Source organism: Oleiagrimonas soli, from assembly GCF_000761445.1.
Taxonomy (GTDB): Bacteria; Pseudomonadota; Gammaproteobacteria; order Xanthomonadales; family Rhodanobacteraceae; genus Oleiagrimonas; species Oleiagrimonas soli.
On the sequence record NZ_KN196470.1, the window covers coordinates 1,751,240 to 1,767,537 of the forward strand.

The following is a 16,298-nucleotide window of genomic DNA, read 5'->3' on the forward strand; positions in this document are numbered from 1 at the left end:
ATGCTGTGTCGCACTGCAAGCGATCTGTACTGGCTGTCGCGTTACGTCGAGCGCGCGGAGAACACCGCGCGGCTGATCGATCTGACCCAGCGCATCTCCCTGCTGCCCGAGCGGCTGGACCCCGGCAAGTCGTCCACGACCGCCTGGCGACGCGGACTGGACGCGCTGGGTCAACTGGAACCGTACGAACAGACGTGCGGCGAGATTCAGGTCGAACGCGTCCTGCGCTGGCTGATGCTGGATGCCGACAACCCGTCCTCGATCCGCAACTGCCTGTTCCAGGGGCGCGAGCTCGGTCGCGCGCAGCGCGGCGCGATCACGGCCGAGATGTATCAGGAACTCAACACCTCGTGGCTGGATCTGGAAGAGGCCAGCGAGGGCGCCGCCAGCAGCGATGGCGTGTCGCCGTTTCTGGAATGGGTCAAGACGCGCTCGGCAGCGTTCCGCGGCGTCACCATCGGCACCATGGGGCGCGACGAGGGCTATCACTTCATGGTGCTCGGTACCTCGGTCGAGCGCGCCGACAACACCGTGCGCCTGCTCGACATCAAGTACGCCCAGGGCGAGGAGCCGGAGAGCGGCTCGCGCGACTTCATCCAGTACTACCAGTGGAGCGCGATGTTGCAGGCGATGTCGGCCTTCGAGACCTACCGCAAGACCTACCGCGATGCGGTCCATCCGCTGCATGTGTCCGAGATGATGATCTTCCAGCAGGACATGCCGCATTCGCTCGCGGTGTGCACGCAGACCTTGCATCGCATTCTCGAACTGCTGGCCGAGGAACCGCGCAGCGAGGTGGTGCGTCAGGCCGGCGCGCTGGCCGCGCGGCTCCGCTACGGCTGCATGGCGGAGGTGCAGGAGCAGGGCATCAAGGTATTCCTGGACGATTTCATGCAGCGGCTGGAGGCACTGACCTGGACCATCGTCGAGACCTTCATGACGTCCACCGACATCGGCGCGGGTCTGGGTAGCGAAGCCGGGCGCAACGTCGGCGCGATGGTAAGCTGACGACCATTTATCCCGCTCCGGCCAGCCTGAAACCATGACCTACTGTATCGGCATGAGTCTCGACGAAGGACTCGTCTTCGTCTCCGACTCGCGCACCAACGCGGGCATCGACAAGATCGCCCGTTTCGAGAAGATGCGCGTGTTCGAGAACGCCGGCGACCGCGTGCTGGTCGCGTTGTCGGCTGGCAATCTTTCGGTGACGCAGAACGCTCTGAACCTCCTGGAGATGCGCGTGCGCGAGGACCCGCAGGCGCCTTCGTTGTGGAACGTCCGTTCGATGTACGAGGCCGCGCGGCTGCTGGGCGACGCCATGCGCGAAGTGCGCGCGCACGACGAAAAATACCTGCGCGAACAGAACATCGACGCCTCGGCCAGCTTCATCCTCGGCGGCCAGATCGCGGGCGAGACGCCGCGCCTGTTTTTGGTCTATTCGGAAGGCAACTTCATCGAGGCGCTCAACGACACGCCGTACTTCCAGATCGGCGAGATCAAGTACGGCAAGCCGATCCTCGACCGCATGATCCACCGCCAGTCCCGGCTGGCGGCGGGGGTCAAGTGCGCGTTGATCTCCTTCGACGCCACCATTCGCTCCAACCTCTCGGTCGGTGCCCCCATCGATCTGCTGATCTACCGGACCGACAGCCTGCGGGTGGAGACGCGTCAGCGCCTGATGGAAGACGATGCGTACATGAATCAGGTCAACCGGGAGTGGGACCAGGGCCTTCACCGGCTGTTCGAGGCGCTGCCCGAGCACGAGTGGTAGCGCGCGACGGCGGACGGCACGGCGGAAACCCGACGTGGCCCGGTATAATGGGCGTTTCCCACCGATTCCCGGAGTCAGCATGAGCACGTTCCGAACCGAACACGACAGCATGGGCGAACTGCAGGTGCCCGCCGATGCGTTGTGGGGTGCGCAGACGCAGCGCGCGGTCGACAACTTCCCGGTGTCCGGCCTGCGCATGCCGCGCGAGTTCATTCGCGCGCTGGGCCTGATCAAGGCCGCCGCGGCCGAGGCCAACGCCAAGCTGGGCCACATGCCGAAGGTGCAGGCGACGGCGATCCGCAAGGCGGCCGACAAGGTCATCGCCGGCGAGGTCGACGCGCATTTCCCGATCGACATCTTCCAGACCGGTTCGGGCACCAGCTCCAACATGAACGCCAACGAGGTCATCGCGCATCTGGCCAGCAGTGCCAGTAACCGCAAGGTGCACCCGAACGACGACGTCAACTACGGGCAGAGCTCCAACGACGTCATCCCGACCGCCATCCACGTCAGCGCCACGCTGACCGCCAGCGAGCAGCTGCTGCCGGCGCTCAAGCACTTCAAGAAGGCCATCGACAAGCGCGCGCGCCAGCTCAAGAACGTCGCCAAGACGGGCCGCACGCATCTGATGGATGCCATGCCGGTGACCTTCGGCCAGGAACTGTCGGGCTGGTCGGCGCAGGTCGGTTCGGCCATCGAGCGCATCGAGGACGCGCTCAAGCGCATGCGCCGTCTGCCGCTGGGCGGCAGCGCGGTCGGCACCGGCATCAACGCCGATCCGAAGATCGGCCCGGCCGTGGCGGTCGAGCTGAAGAAGATGACCAAGGTGAAGTTCGAATCGGCCGAGAACTACTTCGAGGGCATCTCCTCGCAGGACGCCGCGGTCGAGCTGTCGGGCGCGCTGAAGACCTACGCCGTGTCGCTGATGAAGATCGCCAACGACCTGCGCTGGATGAACTCCGGTCCGCTGGCCGGCCTGGGCGAGATCGAGCTGGAGGCGCTGCAGCCGGGTTCGTCGATCATGCCGGGCAAGGTCAATCCGGTGATTCCCGAGGCTGCCGCGATGGTCGCCGCGCAGGTGATCGGCAACGACGCCACCATCACCGTCGGCGGTCAGGCCGGTAACTTCCAGCTCAACGTGATGCTGCCGGTGATCGGCTACAACCTGCTGCAGTCGATCGAGATTCTGGCCAACATCTCGCGCCTGATGGCGGACAAGGCCATCGCCACCTTCAAGGTCAACAAGGACAACATCGCCGGCGCGCTCGACAAGAACCCGGTGCTGGTCACGGCGCTCAATCCGGTGATCGGCTACGAGAAGGGCGCGGCCACGGCCAAGCAGGCCTACAAGGAAAAGCGTCCGATCATGGACGTGGCCCGCGAGACCACCGGCCTGTCCGACGCCGAGCTGAAGAAGCTGCTGGACCCGGTCGAACTGACCAAGGGCGGCATCCACGGCAAGTGAGCGTGGCGGCGCGGAGCTCCGGCTGCGCGCCGTGATCCGAGCATAAAAAAGCGCCCGGTGCATGCCGGGCGCTTTTTGTTTGCGGGATGCAGCGCGTCAGTCGTCGGACTGGGCGAGCTTGCTGCGCTCCTTGGCGATGTCCGCGCGGCACTCCTGTGCATCGGAGGCCTGCAGACGCGTGTAGGGACGAAACGCGTCGAGCTGGGCGGCGATCGCGTCCTGCGTGCCCTGCATCGACTGCAGGGTGTCGCAGATGCGCGAGGCATGTTCCAGAAGAGTGGCGGTGCGTTTCTTCACGTCGGCATCGATGCGATCCGGATGGCCGTCGGCCAGGTTGCTGAACACGTCACGGATGGTGCCGCCGGCCATGTTCGCGCCGGCCTTGCCGACATCGACCGCCTGATGGCCGATCCGCTCGGCGTCCTGATAGTAGGTGCGCAGCAGTTGCCGCTGGGCGGCGTCCACGGCGATGGTCTTCGTGCCGATGCGGAGGTCGCCGGCGGACGTTACGGTGGCGGTCGGCGCGTCGTCGGCGTGGATCGTCACAGCATCGTCCTGCAGCACGATGTTGCCGTGCGAGATGTTGATGTAGGTGTGCGGGTTGCGGCCGCAGGCGGTCATGGAGAAGGTCGCGGCGAGCACGCCGGCGATCACGCAAAAGCGGGAAAGGGTCATGACGGGTATCTCCTTGCAGAGTGCCCGGACCAGGTGGTCCGGGCACGTACAGACGGGTCGTCAGGAATCGTCGCGGCGGCCGCGGAACCAGATGGCTGCCGCAATCATGGCCGCACCAACGACGGCGCCGATGATGAAGTCCATGCGCGCCAGCTGACTCCAGGCATTGCCCACGCCGATGATCTTGTCGAGGTGGTCACCGAGGTTGAAGCCTTGCATGTTGATGTGAGTCATCTTCCCGCCCTCGATCCAGCCGCCGGGGAACACGCTGGTCAGCGAGCGCACGACGATGTGCTTCCAGAACCAGCCGCTGGAGAGGTTGAACACACCCATCACGCTGAACCAGCTGACCACGATGCCCGCACCGACCGGAACCGCCAGGGCCCACAGGAACGGCTTGCTCTTGGCCCACGCCGAGCACAGCATCAGCCAGCCGACGGCGGGCAGGGCCCAGACCAGGTTGACCGGAATCAGCGCGACCATGGTGGCGAGCGTGCGCAACGGATGGGCGTAGCCGAGCAGGGTCCACAGGTGCACGCCGTGGAAAGCCGCCACCAGCATCACGATCAGCAGCATGACCAGGGCGCCGACCAGACCGCACACAGTGGCGATGACCGGAGCCACGACCGTGGCGCTGACGACCTTGGACAGCACGGTGTCGCGATCGGAGATCGGCAGCGACTTCCAGAACAGGATGCTGCGGTCGCGACGATCGTCGTACAACGAACCCAGGCAATAGAAGAACACCACGATGCCGAGCACGATGCCGATCAGGCTGCTGGCCGACATCATCGCCAGATCGATGCCGACACCGATGTTGGCCATGTTCTTGGCGTCCATGTTCTGCACCAACTGATTGATGTTCAGACTGCTGATCTTGAAATTGCGCTGTGCCGCGAACACCTCGAAGGTGATGATGCCCATGATGTTCAGGAGCAGGAATACCCCTGTGGTGACCACCGGCGCCCAGAAGAAGCTTCCGCGGTTCTCCCAGAATTCGCGCTTGATGAGCCAGGCGAAGGTCTTCATGCGTAGGTTCCTTTCATGGTGGCGACGAACAGGTCGCTGACCGAGGGTCGACGGGTCTCGCCGAGCGCTTCGAGCCGGGCGCGTTCGATGCCGTCGAACAGGAAGATGTTCTTGCCGAACACGCTGCGCTCGTCCAGCGGCTGCAGCTGGCGCGCGGCGTCGGCCTTGTCCGGATTGACCATCACTTCGATGAAGCGCTCGCCCATGCTGTCCATGTCGGTGTTCAGCACGACCTTGCCGTCGCGGATGAACATGAGGTCGGTGAGGATGTGCTCGATCTCCTCGACCTGGTGCGTGGTCACGAGAATGGTCTTGTCCTCGTCGAAGTAATCTTCCAGCAGGCTCTGGTAGAACTGCTTGCGATAGAGAATGTCCAGGCCCAGCGTGGGTTCGTCGAGCACCAGCAGCTTGGCGTCGATGGCCATGACCAGGGCCAGGTGCAGCTGCACGATCATGCCCTTGGAGAGCTGCTTGACCTTCTGCTGCGGCTGCAGCTTGGTGCGGGCCAGGAACTGCTCGCAACGGGCGCGATCGAAGCGCGGATGGATCGCTTCGACGAAGTCGATGGCCTGATGCACGCGGATCCAGCGCGGCAGCACGGCCACGTCGGCGATGAAGCACACGTCGCGCATCAGGTCCTCGCGCGACTTGCGCGGGTCCTTGCCCAGTACCGACAGCGACCCTTCAAAGTCGGTCAGACCGAGGATGGCTTTCAACGCCGTGGTCTTGCCGGCGCCGTTCGGACCGATCAGGCCGATGATGCGTCCGGCCTGGATGCTGAAATCGACCTCGTCCAGCGCCTTCGTGCTGCTGTAGCGCTTGGTGAGCTTGGCGGCCTCGATTGCGGCGCTCATGAAGCATTCTCCTTGTCGTTGTCGGCAGCCTTCATCAGCTGCTCCAGGTTGAGTCCCAGCCGCTGCATGCGGGCGTGGATGGCGGGCCATTCTTCACGCAGGAAGCGATCGCGCTCCGAACCCAGCAGTGCCTTGCGTGCGCCCTCGGTCACGAACATGCCCAGTCCGCGACGCTTTTCGACCAGATCCTCGTCCACCAGCTCCTGATAGGCCTTCGACACCGTCAACGGATTGATCTGGTAGTCGGCGGCCACTTGTCGTACCGAGGGCAGGGCGTCGCCCTCGGACAACGCACCGTCCAGGATCATCGCCACTACGCGGGCGCGCAGCTGGCGATAGATCGGGACGTTGTCGTTCCAGGTGATGGTCATGCCTTATTCCTTGATCAGGGTGTGCAGGTTCGAGGCAAACGAGTAGTAGGGCATGTACAGCTGCGAACCGAAGCGCAGCGCGCTGCTTTCCAGGGTCGGCAACACGCCCTCGGCGTGCGTGTCCGTATCGAACGATGCATTGAGGGCGCCGACTTTACCGTCCGGAAGCGCCGAGGCATAGACGACGACCGGAGCCAGTTCGGTGACCGGACGGTTGTCGATCCCGGCCGTGGCGGCGGCGTGCGTGAAGTGGACCGGCGTATTGGCGCTGGTGCGGAAGACGGCGAGCGTGGAGACCAGGATGGCGACGGACGCTGCGGCGGCGATGGTCTTGCTGGTGTTCATGACGGCCTCCTTGGTGGCCTAGGTGACTGGTGTTGTAGTGAACTATAACACCAAGATCGAAAGCGTCAACTATGACCGATGGCCTATGCAGGGGATCGAGCGTGGAAAATGGCTTCCGTATGCGGTTTGGAGCCGTGGATCACGATGGCGGATAGTGCATTCAGCTAGGCTTCCGCGAGGTTCCAACAGGCTGATGGGGCACGGTCCATAAGGGTTTTCGTGCGGAACACCACGCACCACAGCCCCTGATCCACCATAAGAACGAGGGCAAGACCATGAAGATGAACAAGCTGATGGTTTCGATCTGCGCGGCGTCGCTGCTGTTTGCCGGTACGGCCATGGCCGATCCGCCGGGTCATGCGGGGCACGGCCACGGTCATGGCAACCCGCATGCCTGGAAACATCATGGCTACGAGCGCATGCATCACGATCGCGGTCGCAAGGAAGGCTGGTATCACAAAGGCGGTCGCGTGCCGGAAATGTATCGTTCGCAGCGCTACGTGGTCACCGATTGGCGCGCGTATCACCTGCACGAGCCGCCGCGCGGGTACCGCTGGCAGCGCAGCGACAACGGCGACTTCTTGCTCGTTGCCATGACCACGGGCGTGATCCTGAACATCATCGCCAACCAGTGATGCGCATGCGTTGATCGTCGATGCGAGACGGCGACTCGCCGTCGTGAAAAGGCCGACCTCGCGAGAGGTCGGCCTTTTTCTTGAGCCAGGCGGCATGGCCCCGTCAGTGCTGATTGGTGGACAGACAGAGGTTGATCTGGTCCTGATACTGAAGCGTCGCCTTGATGAACTTGCGCTTGGCATCCGCCAGTTCGTTGTCGGTGTAGCCGGACAGCCGCGTGTTGCCTGCCAGGGCCAGTCGGGCTTTTTCGCCATCTTCTGCAGGCGCGGTCAACTGCTCGGCCGTAGTGTCGGATCGCGTCTTCGTCTTGCCGTAGGCCTCGACGATTCTCGATATTTCGTCGTTTCCGGGTGTTGGAAGCGTGATGCCGTTGAGCGCCGCGACGAGATGCGTGTTGACGGACTGAATCGCGTGAATGGTGGCGTCGGGAACGTTCATGTACGCGTTCATCAATCCCTCGCGCGCGGATTTTTCATCGTCCGTTTCGGTGTCGGTTCGGCCGATGGGCTTGAACTCTCCATCGAAAGCCTCGCGGACATCAGGATCGATCGGGGATATCGCCAGCTTGATGCATTGCAGGGCGGATGCCGCCTGCTGGAAAGCCACCTTCTGGTCGGACAACTGGTAGTGACCGCTCAGGGCCGAGCCCAGCGCGGCGAGGCCGGCGCCGGTGTTCCTCGCGGCCACGCTGTCATGAATGACGCCGAAGACGGCCACGAAGGTGCCGTAGAAGATGATTTCCTGAATCACGGTCTGCGCGGTCTTCTTGTTGGCGGAAGCGTTCTGCAGGATGGCCTGGGCATTGAAAACCAGTTCCCGCGCCTGCTTGACCGTCGTGATCGCGGGGCCGGCGTGCATGTTCGTCGGTACCTGCGTCGGGTCGGCAAGATTCGGCGACACCGGATACAGTGTGCTGCACGCTGTCAGCAGCAGTGCGACAGCAATGGATGCGATATGACGCATGATGTTTCTTCCCCTGTGCATGGCGTTGCGCCGCACAAAAGGGTATCCATACCCAGCTGTGGGCATGGATAAGAATGTTTCTTAACACCTTGGATATACGAATATTTCGTAGTCGATCCGTGCATGGGAAGTCCGGCGTCCAGGTCCGTAGATTCGACCATGGGCGCTCACCGACACACGCACACCATCTGCCAGCGCCGCCAGCTCGCCGCGCTGGAGTACATCTGGAACCTTGATCACCCAGGACTATATCGCGCGGCCCAAGCCGCCGGCGAACAGGGCGGGGAAGGTTGACGAAATGTTGACCAAACCGGGACCAAACCAGACCCACATAGACCAACCAACGAAAAAGCCCGCTAAGTAAATCAATCACTTAGCGGGCTATATTGGTGGAGGTGGCGGGAGTCGAACCCGCGTCCGAAGGCGTTTGACGCCCGGTACTACATGCTTAGCTCACCGTTGAGTCTCGTTCCACGGCAGCACGGTGAACAAAGCGCGCCGCAGAACCAGCCTGCTTGATTTGACCTTGGACCGACAGGCAACAGTCCGAAGGCGGTCCCGCGTGGATGACCCTACACCGGCCCGCACGGGCACAGACTGGTTCGGGGCTTACGCCTTAAGCGGCGAGAGCGTAATTGCTGTCGTTGGCAATTATGTGTTTTGCGGCTGGATTATCGAGGAAAGCTGCCCCCTCGGCATGCACCAAGCCATCGCACTACCCCCGTCGAAGCCATGACACCCCCGGGGAAACTGTGTGTTGGCAAAACTCAGTATATAGGCGTTCGGAGGCCGTTCAAGCCCGCAGACGCACTTTGTTCAGGTGTTGCGCGCATTCATGATGCGCTGCTTCTCGCGATTCCAGTCGCGTTCCTTCTCCGTCTCGCGCTTGTCATGCGCTTTCTTGCCCTTGGCCAGACCGATCTCGACCTTGACGTGGTTCTGCTTCCAGTACATCGCGGTGGGCACCAGCGTGTAGCCCTTGCGTTCGACCGCGCCGATCAGCTCGTCGATCTCGTGTCGGTTCAGCAGCAGCTTGCGTGTGCGGCGGTCGTTCGCCAGCACGTGCGTGGAGGCCGAGATCAGCGGCGGGATCGAGGTGCCGAACAGATAGATTTCGCGGTCCTTGATGATGGCGTAGCTGTCGCCGAAGTTGATGCGTCCGGCGCGCAGGGCCTTCACTTCCCAGCCCTGCAGGGCGATCCCGGCCTCGAAACGACGGTCGATGTGGTACTCGTGGCGCGCACGCTTGTTCAGCGCGATCGTGCCGCCGTTCGTCGATGCCTTGTCCTTGTTCTTGGCCATGTTCGTTAGACTGTAGGTCTGTCAGCCGCCGTCGTGCGGCGCCGGAATGAATTGAGGAAGCCGTGGTCCAGATTCGCCGCAGCGCCCTGGTGCGCTTTACGCCCGATCAGATGTTCGATCTGGTGAACGATGTCGAAGCATACCCAAAGCGCTTTTCCTGGTGTGTGGGGGCGACCGTGCTGGAACGCCAGGGCGACACGCTGACGGCGCGTCTGGACTTGCGCTTCGCCGGCCTGCGTCACAGCTTCACCACGCGCAATCGCGGCGAGCGGCCGGCGCGCCTGGACATGACGTTCGTCGACGGCCCGTTCCGCAAACTGGATGGCGCGTGGACATTCACGGCCATGGGCGATGCCGGTTGCAAGGTGGCGCTGGAACTGGATTTTGAACTCTCCTCGCGCCTGGGTGCCGCGGCGCTGCGCATCGGCTTTCAGGGGCTGGCCAGCCGCATGGTCGACGATTTCTGCGCCGAAGCCGAGCGGGCTTATGGCTGAGTCGATCTCCGTGCAGGTGGCGTACGCGGCCCCGGACAGCGTGTATCTTCGCGATCTGCGCTTGCCTGCGGGGGCGACCGTTGCCGATGCGCTGCAGGCATGCGATCTGGGCCAGGTGCTGCCGGCGCTCGATGTGAGTGCGTTGCCGGTCGGCATCTTCAGCCGCAAGGTCGGTCACGATCATCGCCTTCGCGATGGCGACCGGGTGGAACTGTATCGTCCGTTGCAACTGGATCCGATGCAGGCCCGTCGTCGCCGGGCCCGCGGGCAGGACGACTAGGTCCGTCCTCAGGAGCCGTCCGAATCGCTGTTGTCGCCATTGTGATTCTTGTCGCCGCGGGTGCCGTTGCTCGGCGCTTCGATATGGTACTTCTTGGCCTGATCCAGCAGTTCCTGTTCCTTGCTGGCGTTCTGGCCGTAGTACGTGCCCTCGGTACGGGCAAGCGCGCCGTACTCGAAGTACAGGCTGAGCTTGTGTTCCACGACCTTCTTGCCGCGCAGCTTCGTGGTCTGGATGTAGTCCCAGCGATCGTGATCGAACGGCGAGTTGATCGCGGGCGTACCCAGCAGCGCCAGCACCTGGCGTTTGGTCATGCCCGGCTTGAGCTGATCGAGGTCTTTCTTCTCGATCAGGTTCCCCTGCTGGATGGCCGGCTTGTAGACCAGGCCGCAACTTGCCAGGGAGACGGCGAGGCACGCCAGGAGCAGAGGACGAAAGAGCTTGCGCATGTCGCGAAAATCCGGTTTGGTCCAAAGGGTCGATGATACACTACGTGTGCCACCACAAGGCGTTCAAATCGCTCTGGGAATCCCGCAATGGATCAGGAATCGCTAGAACTTCGCAAGGCCGGCCTGAAGGTCACCCACCCTCGCATGCGCATCCTGCATCTGTTCGAGGAATCACCTCGGCGTCACCTGACGGCCGAGGACATCTATCGTCAGCTGCTGGACAGCCAGGAAGACATCGGTCTGGCCACGGTGTATCGCGTACTCACGCAGTTCGAGGCTGCCGGCATCCTGATCAAGCATAACTTCGAGGGCGGGCAGGCCGTCTTCGAACTCGATCGCGGCCAGCATCACGACCACATGATCGACGTAGACAGCGGAAAGGTGATCGAGTTCGTCAGCGACGAAATCGAGAAGCTGCAGCACGAGATCGCCGAACGCCACGGCTACGAGATCCAGGACCACAGTCTGGTGCTGTACGTGCGTTCGAAGGGCAGCAAGAAGAAGTAGGCGGAACCGCCGAGGGCCTGGCGCGGGCGAGGTGCCTCGGTCCGCGTTTTCCATTCCCTGGAAAATAAAAGGCCGCGGAAGAACTCCATGTTCTTCGCGCGGCTCAAGCCGGTTGCGACCCGGCGGCGCGTCACTGCGCATCCGGACGATCCATCTCCGGCAGACCCGATTCCCTCCGGGCCGTTGAACCAACCGTCCCCACGATTGGCTCGGATCGCCGCTAGGCGGCGACTCCCCCACAACGTTGGAGCCAGCTTAGCCACGTTAACGGTCCATGAATATCGGAAAATTTCCTAGCCGCCGCACCGCGATGCAAAAGTCCATGCAAACCATCACCTTGCATGGTTCCTTCGCGTGAAAATCAGGCCTCTCGGCCGCTGGCCGGGAGCAGGATGCGGAGGCGGGTACCGTTTTCGCTGATGTGGATGCGCAGTGTCCCGCCGAGCGCGGTGACGCGGTCGCGCATGCTCTGCAATCCATGACCGCCACGACGCCCGCCGCCGGTGCCCGGCGTGCCACTGCCGAGGCCGACGCCGTCGTCGCGCATGTCCAGCGCGACCATGCGCCGCCCGTTGCGCTTGCCGCTCAGCACGCGAAGCATGAAGTGGCTGGCCATCGCGTGGCGCACGGTGTTGGTGGCGGCCTCCTGCACCACGCGGTAGACGGTGATGCGGGTGTCTTCGTCGAGATCCTGCAGATTGCCGCGCAGGTCCAGGTGATAGGCGACGCCGGCCGTCTTCAGCAGATCGCGGATCGGTCCGTCTTCGAGCGCGCGGGCCAGGCCGAATTCGTCCAGCACCGTCGGGCGCAGGCTGTTGAGCAGGCGACGCACGGCGGCGCGCATGTGGGCGAGGATGTCGTTGATGGAGGTGGAGACGTCGGACAGCCCGGCTTCGCGCAGACGGGTCTGCGCCAGTTTCACGCGGGTCTGGATGGCGGTCAGGTTCTGGCCCAGTTCGTCGTGTAGTTCGGCAGCGACATAACGGCGTTGCTGTTCCTCGGTGCGCAGATTGCGACGCGCGACTTCGCTGAGCTGGCGCGCCAGCTGGTCGAGACGACGGTTCGCGCCCTCCAGCCGCGCGTTCTGCACCGACAAGCGCCGACTGCTTCGACGCAACGCATCGGAGGCCGCGCCGAGCACCAGCGCGCCCGTGCCGGCCACGGCCAGGAACAGCAGCGATTCGGTGGCGGGGAACTGATGCATGTCGGCACGCGTGAATGCCATCATGCCGCCGTTGATCAGCACCATCGCGAACACCGCGCCGCGCCAGCCGTTGCGGAAGGCGAACAGCAGCACCGGCACCAGCGCGAGAATGCGCGCAAAGCCGGGCAGCGGCGGTGAACTCTTCAGCATCACCAGCAGCAGCGCCAGGATCGGCAGCAGCACGAACAGCGCTTCAAGCAGGGTTCGGGTGATTTCCTGACGCTCGGGCGGCTCGCGCACCGCCATGATCATGATCGGCACGATCAGCAGGCTGCCCAGATACTCGCGCAGCAGCTCGCTGCCGATGACGCTGCCCAGGCTCTGCAGCGCCATCTGCGGATGGATCAGATTGCTCAGCGCGCAGCAGAACAGCGTGTTGACGAAGGCCGTCAGCAGCGCGGCGGCCAGCAGTCGTGCGACATCTTCGGGCATGCGCAGGGTGGCTTTGAGGCCGAACCGACGCAGCGCCGCGATGCAACCGCCGACCACCAGCACGGCGGCGGCATCGTTGGTGATGAAGTGGTGCAGCCAGGCCGTCTCGTCGACCGAGCCGATGCGGAACATCAGGTGCGCCGCCCATTCGCCGGCGATCAACCATGGCCAATGCCGCGGGCGTGCAAGCAATAGCGCGCCGAAACGCAGGCCCGGTGGGATCATCCACTGCGGGGCGACATAGTTGAGCAACAGGAGCCACGTGACGCAGTACAGTACGCCCAGCAGCGGACCCCGGCTCCAGGTTGGAGAAGACAGGCGCATCAACGGGGCAGTTTACATGCGAGCGTGCACTGCGCCACGCTCGCGTCCTTGCTCAAGGGATTGGAGGTAGAGTCACCGCATGTACCGCATTGTTCTGGTCGACGACCACGCCATTGTCCGTGAAGGCTTCAAGAGCCTGATCGAGATCGAACCCGACCTCGAGGTCACGGCCGAGTGCTGCAACGCGGACGAGGCGGTCGAGGCGGTCTCGCGCGCGGCGCCCGACCTGATCGCGCTAGATTTGTCGCTGCCCGACGCCAGCGGATTGCCGCTGGTCGAGCATCTGCTCAGCATCGCGCCGAAGACGCGGGTGGTGATTCTCAGCATGCATGACAGCGAACCCTACGTGTCCGAAGCACTGCGTCGCGGCGCCAGTGGCTACGTGACCAAGGGCGCGGCGCCGGAGGAGCTGGTTGCCGGCTTGCGCGCGGTGATGCAGGGCAAGCAATACGTCAGTTCCGATGTGGCCCGCCGGCGCTCGGTGCAGTCGCGCGAGGAAAGCGATCCGCTGCTGCGCCTGACGGCTCGCGAACGCGAGGTGTTTCTGCTGCTGGCCGAAGGCAAGACGCCGAAGCAGGCCGCCGCCGCGCTCGGCATCGGGCAGAAAACGGTCTACATCCATCGCGCCAGCCTGATGAGCAAGCTCGGCGCCGGTTCAGAGCTGGACCTGTATCGTCTGGCCATCGAACGCGGCTATCTCAAGGCATGAGCCGCGTTGCAGGCAGCGAAGCGGAGACACACGCATGATCGAACAGATGAACGACCTTCCCGCCGGCGCGGTGGGATTCACGGCCCACGGCGAGGTCACCGCGGACGATTACGAGAACATCATCGTGCCCGACCTCGAGGCGATGTTCGCGTTGCGCGACAAGGTGCGCCTGCTGTACCACTTCGCCGACGACTTCAGCGGTTTCGAGACTCGTGCGATGTGGGACGACGCCAAGCTCGGTCTGCGGCATTTCAGCGGCTTCGAGCGCGTGGCGATCGTGGGCGACGTGGGCTGGATCAAGGCGACCGTGCCGGCGATCAGCGCACTGTTGCCGGGCGAGTTCCGCAGCTTCGACGGCAGCGAGCTGGCCGCCGCCCGCGCCTGGTTGCTGGATGGGCTCGGCAGCGACTGAAAGCGCGGCCGGCATTTGCTATCCTCGCCGCCTTTGCCCGGCATGCCGTCGGGCGAAGCCAACGTACGGAACACCATCATGATCGAGACCAATCCGATCCTTGCGCAGATCGCGGACCTCAAGAGCCGCGTCGAGGCGCTCAGGGGGTTTCTTTGACTACCCGGGCAAGCGTGAACGCTTAGAGGAAGTCAGCCGCGAACTGGAAGATCCCGCGATCTGGGACGACCCGACGCGTGCACAGGACCTGGGCCGCGAGCGCGCGCGCCTGGACCAGATCGTCACCGGCATCGACGGCCTGACTTCGGGGCTTTCCGATGCCGGCGAATTGCTGGAGCTGGCGGCCGACGACGGCGACGAGGACACCGTGCGCTCCATCCAGGACGATGTCGGCGCCTTGGCTCGCCGTGTCGATCAGCTCGAATTCCAGCGCATGTTCTCCGGCCAGATGGACGCCAACAACGCGTTCGTCGATATCCAGGCCGGCGCTGGCGGCACCGAAGCCCAGGACTGGGCGGAAATGCTGCTGCGCATGTACCTGCGCTGGTGCGAGCACCGCGGCTGGAAGACCGAGCTGCTGGAAGTTTCCGGCGGCGAAGTGGCGGGCATCAAGTCGGCCACGCTGCGCGTCGAGGGCGACTACGCCTATGGCTGGCTGAAGACCGAGATCGGCGTGCATCGTCTGGTGCGCAAGAGTCCGTTCGATTCGGACAACCGACGTCACACCAGTTTCACCTCGGTGTTCGTCTCGCCCGAGGTCGACGACAGCATCGACATCGACATCAATCCGGCCGACCTCAAGACCGACGTCTATCGTTCGTCCGGCGCGGGCGGTCAGCACGTCAACAAGACCGAGTCCGCGGTCCGCATCACCCATGTGCCGAGCGGGGTGGTCGTCGCCTGTCAGACCGAGCGCAGCCAGCACGCCAACCGCGATCGCGCGATGAAGATGCTGGCGGCCAAGCTGTACGAGCTGGAAATCCAGAAGCGCAACGCCGAGAAGGATGCGCTGGAAGCGACCAAGTCGGACATCGGCTGGGGCAGCCAGATCCGCAACTACGTGCTGGACCAGTCGCGCATCAAGGACCTGCGTACCGGCATCGAACGCAGCGATACGCAGCGTGTGCTGGATGGCGATCTCGACGAATTCGTCGAAGGCGCCCTGAAGTCGGGTCTGGAAGCCGGCGCCAAGCGCGCCGACGCCACCGCCTGATCGAGCGGGCCGCCGCGTGCGTTGCGCGCGGCGGCCCGGACGACATCCCGATCGTGCATGTTCATTCGGGCGTCGACAGGTCCGGTCGATGCACGTAGATCGCCATGCTGCGCTCGTCGATCGCCAGCGCGAAGCTCTGCCACAGGTCCTTCGCGGCCTTCTCCGACCCCAGCGACTTGGCCACGACCTTCATCAGGCTCGGGTCGGGTTCTTCCATGTCGGCGAGGTTCTTCATCGGCAGCACCACGTTCATGCCGCCCTTGCCGCCGATGGTGTAGTCGATGCCGAAGCTGTGCGGCCACTTGGCGTCGGTGGCGGCCTTGTGGATCTTGCTCAGCACGTTCTTGACGGTCTCGTTGCTGCCGGGCTTGAAGTGGTAGGTGTACACGGCGAAGTAGCGGTAGCCCTTGTCCGGCATCCAGTGACTGTGCTTGGTGTCGTAGGCGGCGAAATAGTGCTCCGCGTGGCGCACGTGCGGCGCGACGTCCTGCATGTAGCGCGGCCCGGCCTGGTGCGTCATCGACCACTCGCGGTTGGTGTCGTAGTCGGCCCAGGCGTGTTCGCCCGAGCGGATCACGTAGTGTTCGAGGTCGGGACCGACGATCGGCTGGTAGACGTCCCAGCGCGTGTTCTCGCCCTGCGCCTTGCGCCAGGCGGCATGTTGCTTGATGGCGGCCTCCAGGGCCGGCGCGTCGCCACGCTTGCTCCACAGCACCCACTCGGAGGTGATGTTGCGGTGACTGGCGTCGTCGCTCTTTTCGTCGGCGGCGGATACGGTAGTCGACGCGGTTGCGGCGATCAGTGCCAGCAGGGCGATCAAAAGGGTCGTGCGGAAACGGAATTTCATCGTGCTTCCTCCTCGGTAG

Annotated in this window: 20 protein-coding genes and 1 other RNA gene; 10 read left to right on the forward strand and 11 right to left on the reverse strand. The window is 63.9% G+C overall.

What is annotated here, in order from left to right:
- The 3 genes from LF63_RS07580 to LF63_RS07590 all read left to right on the forward strand — a co-directional run bounded on the left by LF63_RS07580 (position 1) and on the right by LF63_RS07590 (position 3,236).
- Positions 1–1,008, forward strand: coding sequence for an alpha-E domain-containing protein (locus LF63_RS07580; RefSeq protein ID WP_052394831.1), 1,008 nt, complete (start codon positions 1–3; stop codon positions 1,006–1,008).
- 34 nt (positions 1,009–1,042) lie between these two features.
- On the forward strand, positions 1,043–1,771 hold the full coding sequence (locus LF63_RS07585) for a proteasome-type protease (RefSeq protein WP_043100761.1): 729 nt from the start codon (positions 1,043–1,045) through the stop codon (positions 1,769–1,771).
- Positions 1,772–1,850: 79 nt separating this feature from the next.
- Positions 1,851–3,236 (forward strand): class II fumarate hydratase, encoded by a 1,386-nt coding sequence (locus LF63_RS07590; protein WP_043100763.1) that lies wholly within the window; start codon positions 1,851–1,853, stop codon positions 3,234–3,236.
- A gap of 96 nt (positions 3,237–3,332) precedes the next feature.
- On the opposite strand, the gene LF63_RS07595 is transcribed toward LF63_RS07590, so the two are convergent.
- Genes LF63_RS07595 through LF63_RS07615 form a run of 5 tightly spaced genes read right to left on the reverse strand, consistent with a single transcriptional unit; the run spans position 3,333 to position 6,510 of the window.
- Positions 3,333–3,911 carry a YggN family protein gene (locus LF63_RS07595; RefSeq protein ID WP_043100765.1) on the reverse strand — a complete coding sequence of 193 codons (579 nt, stop codon included), beginning with the start codon at positions 3,909–3,911 and terminating at the stop codon, positions 3,333–3,335.
- A 60-nt stretch (positions 3,912–3,971) separates the two neighbouring features.
- Positions 3,972–4,940, reverse strand: coding sequence for an ABC-2 transporter permease (locus tag LF63_RS07600; RefSeq protein ID WP_043100766.1), 969 nt, complete (start codon positions 4,938–4,940; stop codon positions 3,972–3,974).
- Entirely contained in the window at positions 4,937–5,794 is an 858-nt protein-coding gene (locus tag LF63_RS07605; RefSeq protein ID WP_043100768.1) for an ABC transporter ATP-binding protein, read from the reverse strand. The genes LF63_RS07600 and LF63_RS07605 overlap by 4 nt, the downstream gene beginning before the upstream one ends.
- Positions 5,791–6,165, reverse strand: a complete 375-nt coding sequence (locus tag LF63_RS07610; RefSeq protein ID WP_043100770.1) for a GntR family transcriptional regulator — start codon at positions 6,163–6,165, stop codon at positions 5,791–5,793. Before LF63_RS07610 ends, LF63_RS07605 begins: the two co-directional genes overlap by 4 nt.
- 3 nt (positions 6,166–6,168) lie before the next feature.
- A complete protein-coding gene (locus LF63_RS07615) occupies positions 6,169–6,510 on the reverse strand; it encodes a hypothetical protein (RefSeq protein ID WP_043100772.1) in 342 nt (113 codons plus the stop codon).
- A gap of 275 nt (positions 6,511–6,785) precedes the next feature.
- On the opposite strand from LF63_RS07615, the gene LF63_RS07620 reads away from it, so the two are divergent.
- Complete coding sequence (locus LF63_RS07620) at positions 6,786–7,145, forward strand: RcnB family protein (protein ID WP_043100773.1); 360 nt, start codon at positions 6,786–6,788, stop codon at positions 7,143–7,145.
- A gap of 103 nt (positions 7,146–7,248) precedes the next feature.
- Here the strand turns inward: LF63_RS07620 and LF63_RS07625 are convergent, their stop codons facing one another.
- The 3 genes from LF63_RS07625 to smpB all read right to left on the reverse strand — a co-directional run bounded on the left by LF63_RS07625 (position 7,249) and on the right by smpB (position 9,411).
- The gene (locus tag LF63_RS07625; protein ID WP_043100774.1) at positions 7,249–8,109 is read right to left on the reverse strand and encodes a hypothetical protein; all 861 of its coding nucleotides are present in this window, start codon (positions 8,107–8,109) and stop codon (positions 7,249–7,251) included.
- A gap of 387 nt (positions 8,110–8,496) precedes the next feature.
- Positions 8,497–8,852: a transfer-messenger RNA gene (gene ssrA / locus LF63_RS15520) on the reverse strand.
- A gap of 73 nt (positions 8,853–8,925) precedes the next feature.
- Positions 8,926–9,411, reverse strand: a complete 486-nt coding sequence (smpB, locus tag LF63_RS07630; RefSeq protein WP_043100775.1) for an SsrA-binding protein SmpB — start codon at positions 9,409–9,411, stop codon at positions 8,926–8,928.
- Between the two features lie 62 nt (positions 9,412–9,473).
- Here smpB and LF63_RS07635 point away from each other — a divergent pair, with 62 nt between their 5' ends.
- Positions 9,474–9,905, forward strand: a complete 432-nt coding sequence (locus tag LF63_RS07635; protein WP_043100776.1) for a type II toxin-antitoxin system RatA family toxin — start codon at positions 9,474–9,476, stop codon at positions 9,903–9,905.
- The gene (locus LF63_RS07640; protein WP_043100778.1) at positions 9,898–10,185 is read left to right on the forward strand and encodes an RnfH family protein; all 288 of its coding nucleotides are present in this window, start codon (positions 9,898–9,900) and stop codon (positions 10,183–10,185) included. Before LF63_RS07635 ends, LF63_RS07640 begins: the two co-directional genes overlap by 8 nt.
- A gap of 8 nt (positions 10,186–10,193) precedes the next feature.
- On the opposite strand, the gene LF63_RS07645 is transcribed toward LF63_RS07640, so the two are convergent.
- A complete protein-coding gene (locus LF63_RS07645) occupies positions 10,194–10,634 on the reverse strand; it encodes an outer membrane protein assembly factor BamE (protein WP_043100780.1) in 441 nt (146 codons plus the stop codon).
- Between the two features lie 87 nt (positions 10,635–10,721).
- Between LF63_RS07645 and fur the strand changes: the two genes are divergently transcribed.
- The gene (gene fur / locus LF63_RS07650; RefSeq protein WP_043100782.1) at positions 10,722–11,141 is read left to right on the forward strand and encodes a ferric iron uptake transcriptional regulator; all 420 of its coding nucleotides are present in this window, start codon (positions 10,722–10,724) and stop codon (positions 11,139–11,141) included.
- A 361-nt stretch (positions 11,142–11,502) separates the two neighbouring features.
- Here fur and LF63_RS07655 read toward each other — a convergent pair whose 3' ends face one another.
- Entirely contained in the window at positions 11,503–13,101 is a 1,599-nt protein-coding gene (locus tag LF63_RS07655; protein WP_043100784.1) for an MASE1 domain-containing sensor histidine kinase, read from the reverse strand.
- 79 nt (positions 13,102–13,180) lie between these two features.
- Between LF63_RS07655 and LF63_RS07660 the strand changes: the two genes are divergently transcribed.
- The 3 genes from LF63_RS07660 (at position 13,181) to prfB (ending at position 15,432) form a co-directional block, all read left to right on the forward strand.
- Positions 13,181–13,810 carry a response regulator transcription factor gene (locus tag LF63_RS07660; RefSeq protein ID WP_043100787.1) on the forward strand — a complete coding sequence of 210 codons (630 nt, stop codon included), beginning with the start codon at positions 13,181–13,183 and terminating at the stop codon, positions 13,808–13,810.
- A gap of 34 nt (positions 13,811–13,844) precedes the next feature.
- A complete protein-coding gene (locus tag LF63_RS07665; protein ID WP_043100789.1) occupies positions 13,845–14,222 on the forward strand; it encodes a SpoIIAA family protein in 378 nt (125 codons plus the stop codon).
- A 78-nt stretch (positions 14,223–14,300) separates the two neighbouring features.
- Positions 14,301–15,432, forward strand: a protein-coding gene (prfB, locus tag LF63_RS07670) for a peptide chain release factor 2 (RefSeq protein WP_152569282.1) whose coding sequence is annotated in 2 segments (ribosomal slippage) — positions 14,301–14,375 and positions 14,377–15,432 — 1,131 coding nt in all. Because the reading frame shifts where the segments join, the coding sequence is not laid out codon by codon here.
- A gap of 61 nt (positions 15,433–15,493) precedes the next feature.
- Here prfB and LF63_RS07675 read toward each other — a convergent pair.
- Entirely contained in the window at positions 15,494–16,279 is a 786-nt protein-coding gene (locus tag LF63_RS07675) for a hypothetical protein (protein ID WP_043100790.1), read from the reverse strand.
- Between the last annotated feature and the right edge of the window lie 19 nt (positions 16,280–16,298).

Excerpts from the sequence above, each read along its gene's own strand:
- LF63_RS07580 (WP_052394831.1), top strand. The coding sequence starts at position 1 with ATGCTGTGTCGCACTGCAAGCGATCTGTACTGGCTGTCGCGTTACGTC.
- LF63_RS07585 (WP_043100761.1), top strand. The coding sequence starts at position 1,043 with ATGACCTACTGTATCGGCATGAGTCTCGACGAAGGACTCGTCTTCGTC.
- LF63_RS07590 (WP_043100763.1), top strand. The coding sequence starts at position 1,851 with ATGAGCACGTTCCGAACCGAACACGACAGCATGGGCGAACTGCAGGTG.
- LF63_RS07595 (WP_043100765.1), bottom strand. The coding sequence starts at position 3,911 with ATGACCCTTTCCCGCTTTTGCGTGATCGCCGGCGTGCTCGCCGCGACC.
- LF63_RS07600 (WP_043100766.1), bottom strand. The coding sequence starts at position 4,940 with ATGAAGACCTTCGCCTGGCTCATCAAGCGCGAATTCTGGGAGAACCGC.
- LF63_RS07605 (WP_043100768.1), bottom strand. The coding sequence starts at position 5,794 with ATGAGCGCCGCAATCGAGGCCGCCAAGCTCACCAAGCGCTACAGCAGC.
- LF63_RS07610 (WP_043100770.1), bottom strand. The coding sequence starts at position 6,165 with ATGACCATCACCTGGAACGACAACGTCCCGATCTATCGCCAGCTGCGC.
- LF63_RS07615 (WP_043100772.1), bottom strand. The coding sequence starts at position 6,510 with ATGAACACCAGCAAGACCATCGCCGCCGCAGCGTCCGTCGCCATCCTG.
- LF63_RS07620 (WP_043100773.1), top strand. The coding sequence starts at position 6,786 with ATGAAGATGAACAAGCTGATGGTTTCGATCTGCGCGGCGTCGCTGCTG.
- LF63_RS07625 (WP_043100774.1), bottom strand. The coding sequence starts at position 8,109 with ATGCGTCATATCGCATCCATTGCTGTCGCACTGCTGCTGACAGCGTGC.
- smpB (WP_043100775.1), bottom strand. The coding sequence starts at position 9,411 with ATGGCCAAGAACAAGGACAAGGCATCGACGAACGGCGGCACGATCGCG.
- LF63_RS07640 (WP_043100778.1), top strand. The coding sequence starts at position 9,898 with ATGGCTGAGTCGATCTCCGTGCAGGTGGCGTACGCGGCCCCGGACAGC.
- LF63_RS07645 (WP_043100780.1), bottom strand. The coding sequence starts at position 10,634 with ATGCGCAAGCTCTTTCGTCCTCTGCTCCTGGCGTGCCTCGCCGTCTCC.
- fur (WP_043100782.1), top strand. The coding sequence starts at position 10,722 with ATGGATCAGGAATCGCTAGAACTTCGCAAGGCCGGCCTGAAGGTCACC.
- LF63_RS07655 (WP_043100784.1), bottom strand. The coding sequence starts at position 13,101 with ATGCGCCTGTCTTCTCCAACCTGGAGCCGGGGTCCGCTGCTGGGCGTA.
- LF63_RS07660 (WP_043100787.1), top strand. The coding sequence starts at position 13,181 with ATGTACCGCATTGTTCTGGTCGACGACCACGCCATTGTCCGTGAAGGC.
- LF63_RS07665 (WP_043100789.1), top strand. The coding sequence starts at position 13,845 with ATGATCGAACAGATGAACGACCTTCCCGCCGGCGCGGTGGGATTCACG.
- LF63_RS07675 (WP_043100790.1), bottom strand. The coding sequence starts at position 16,279 with ATGAAATTCCGTTTCCGCACGACCCTTTTGATCGCCCTGCTGGCACTG.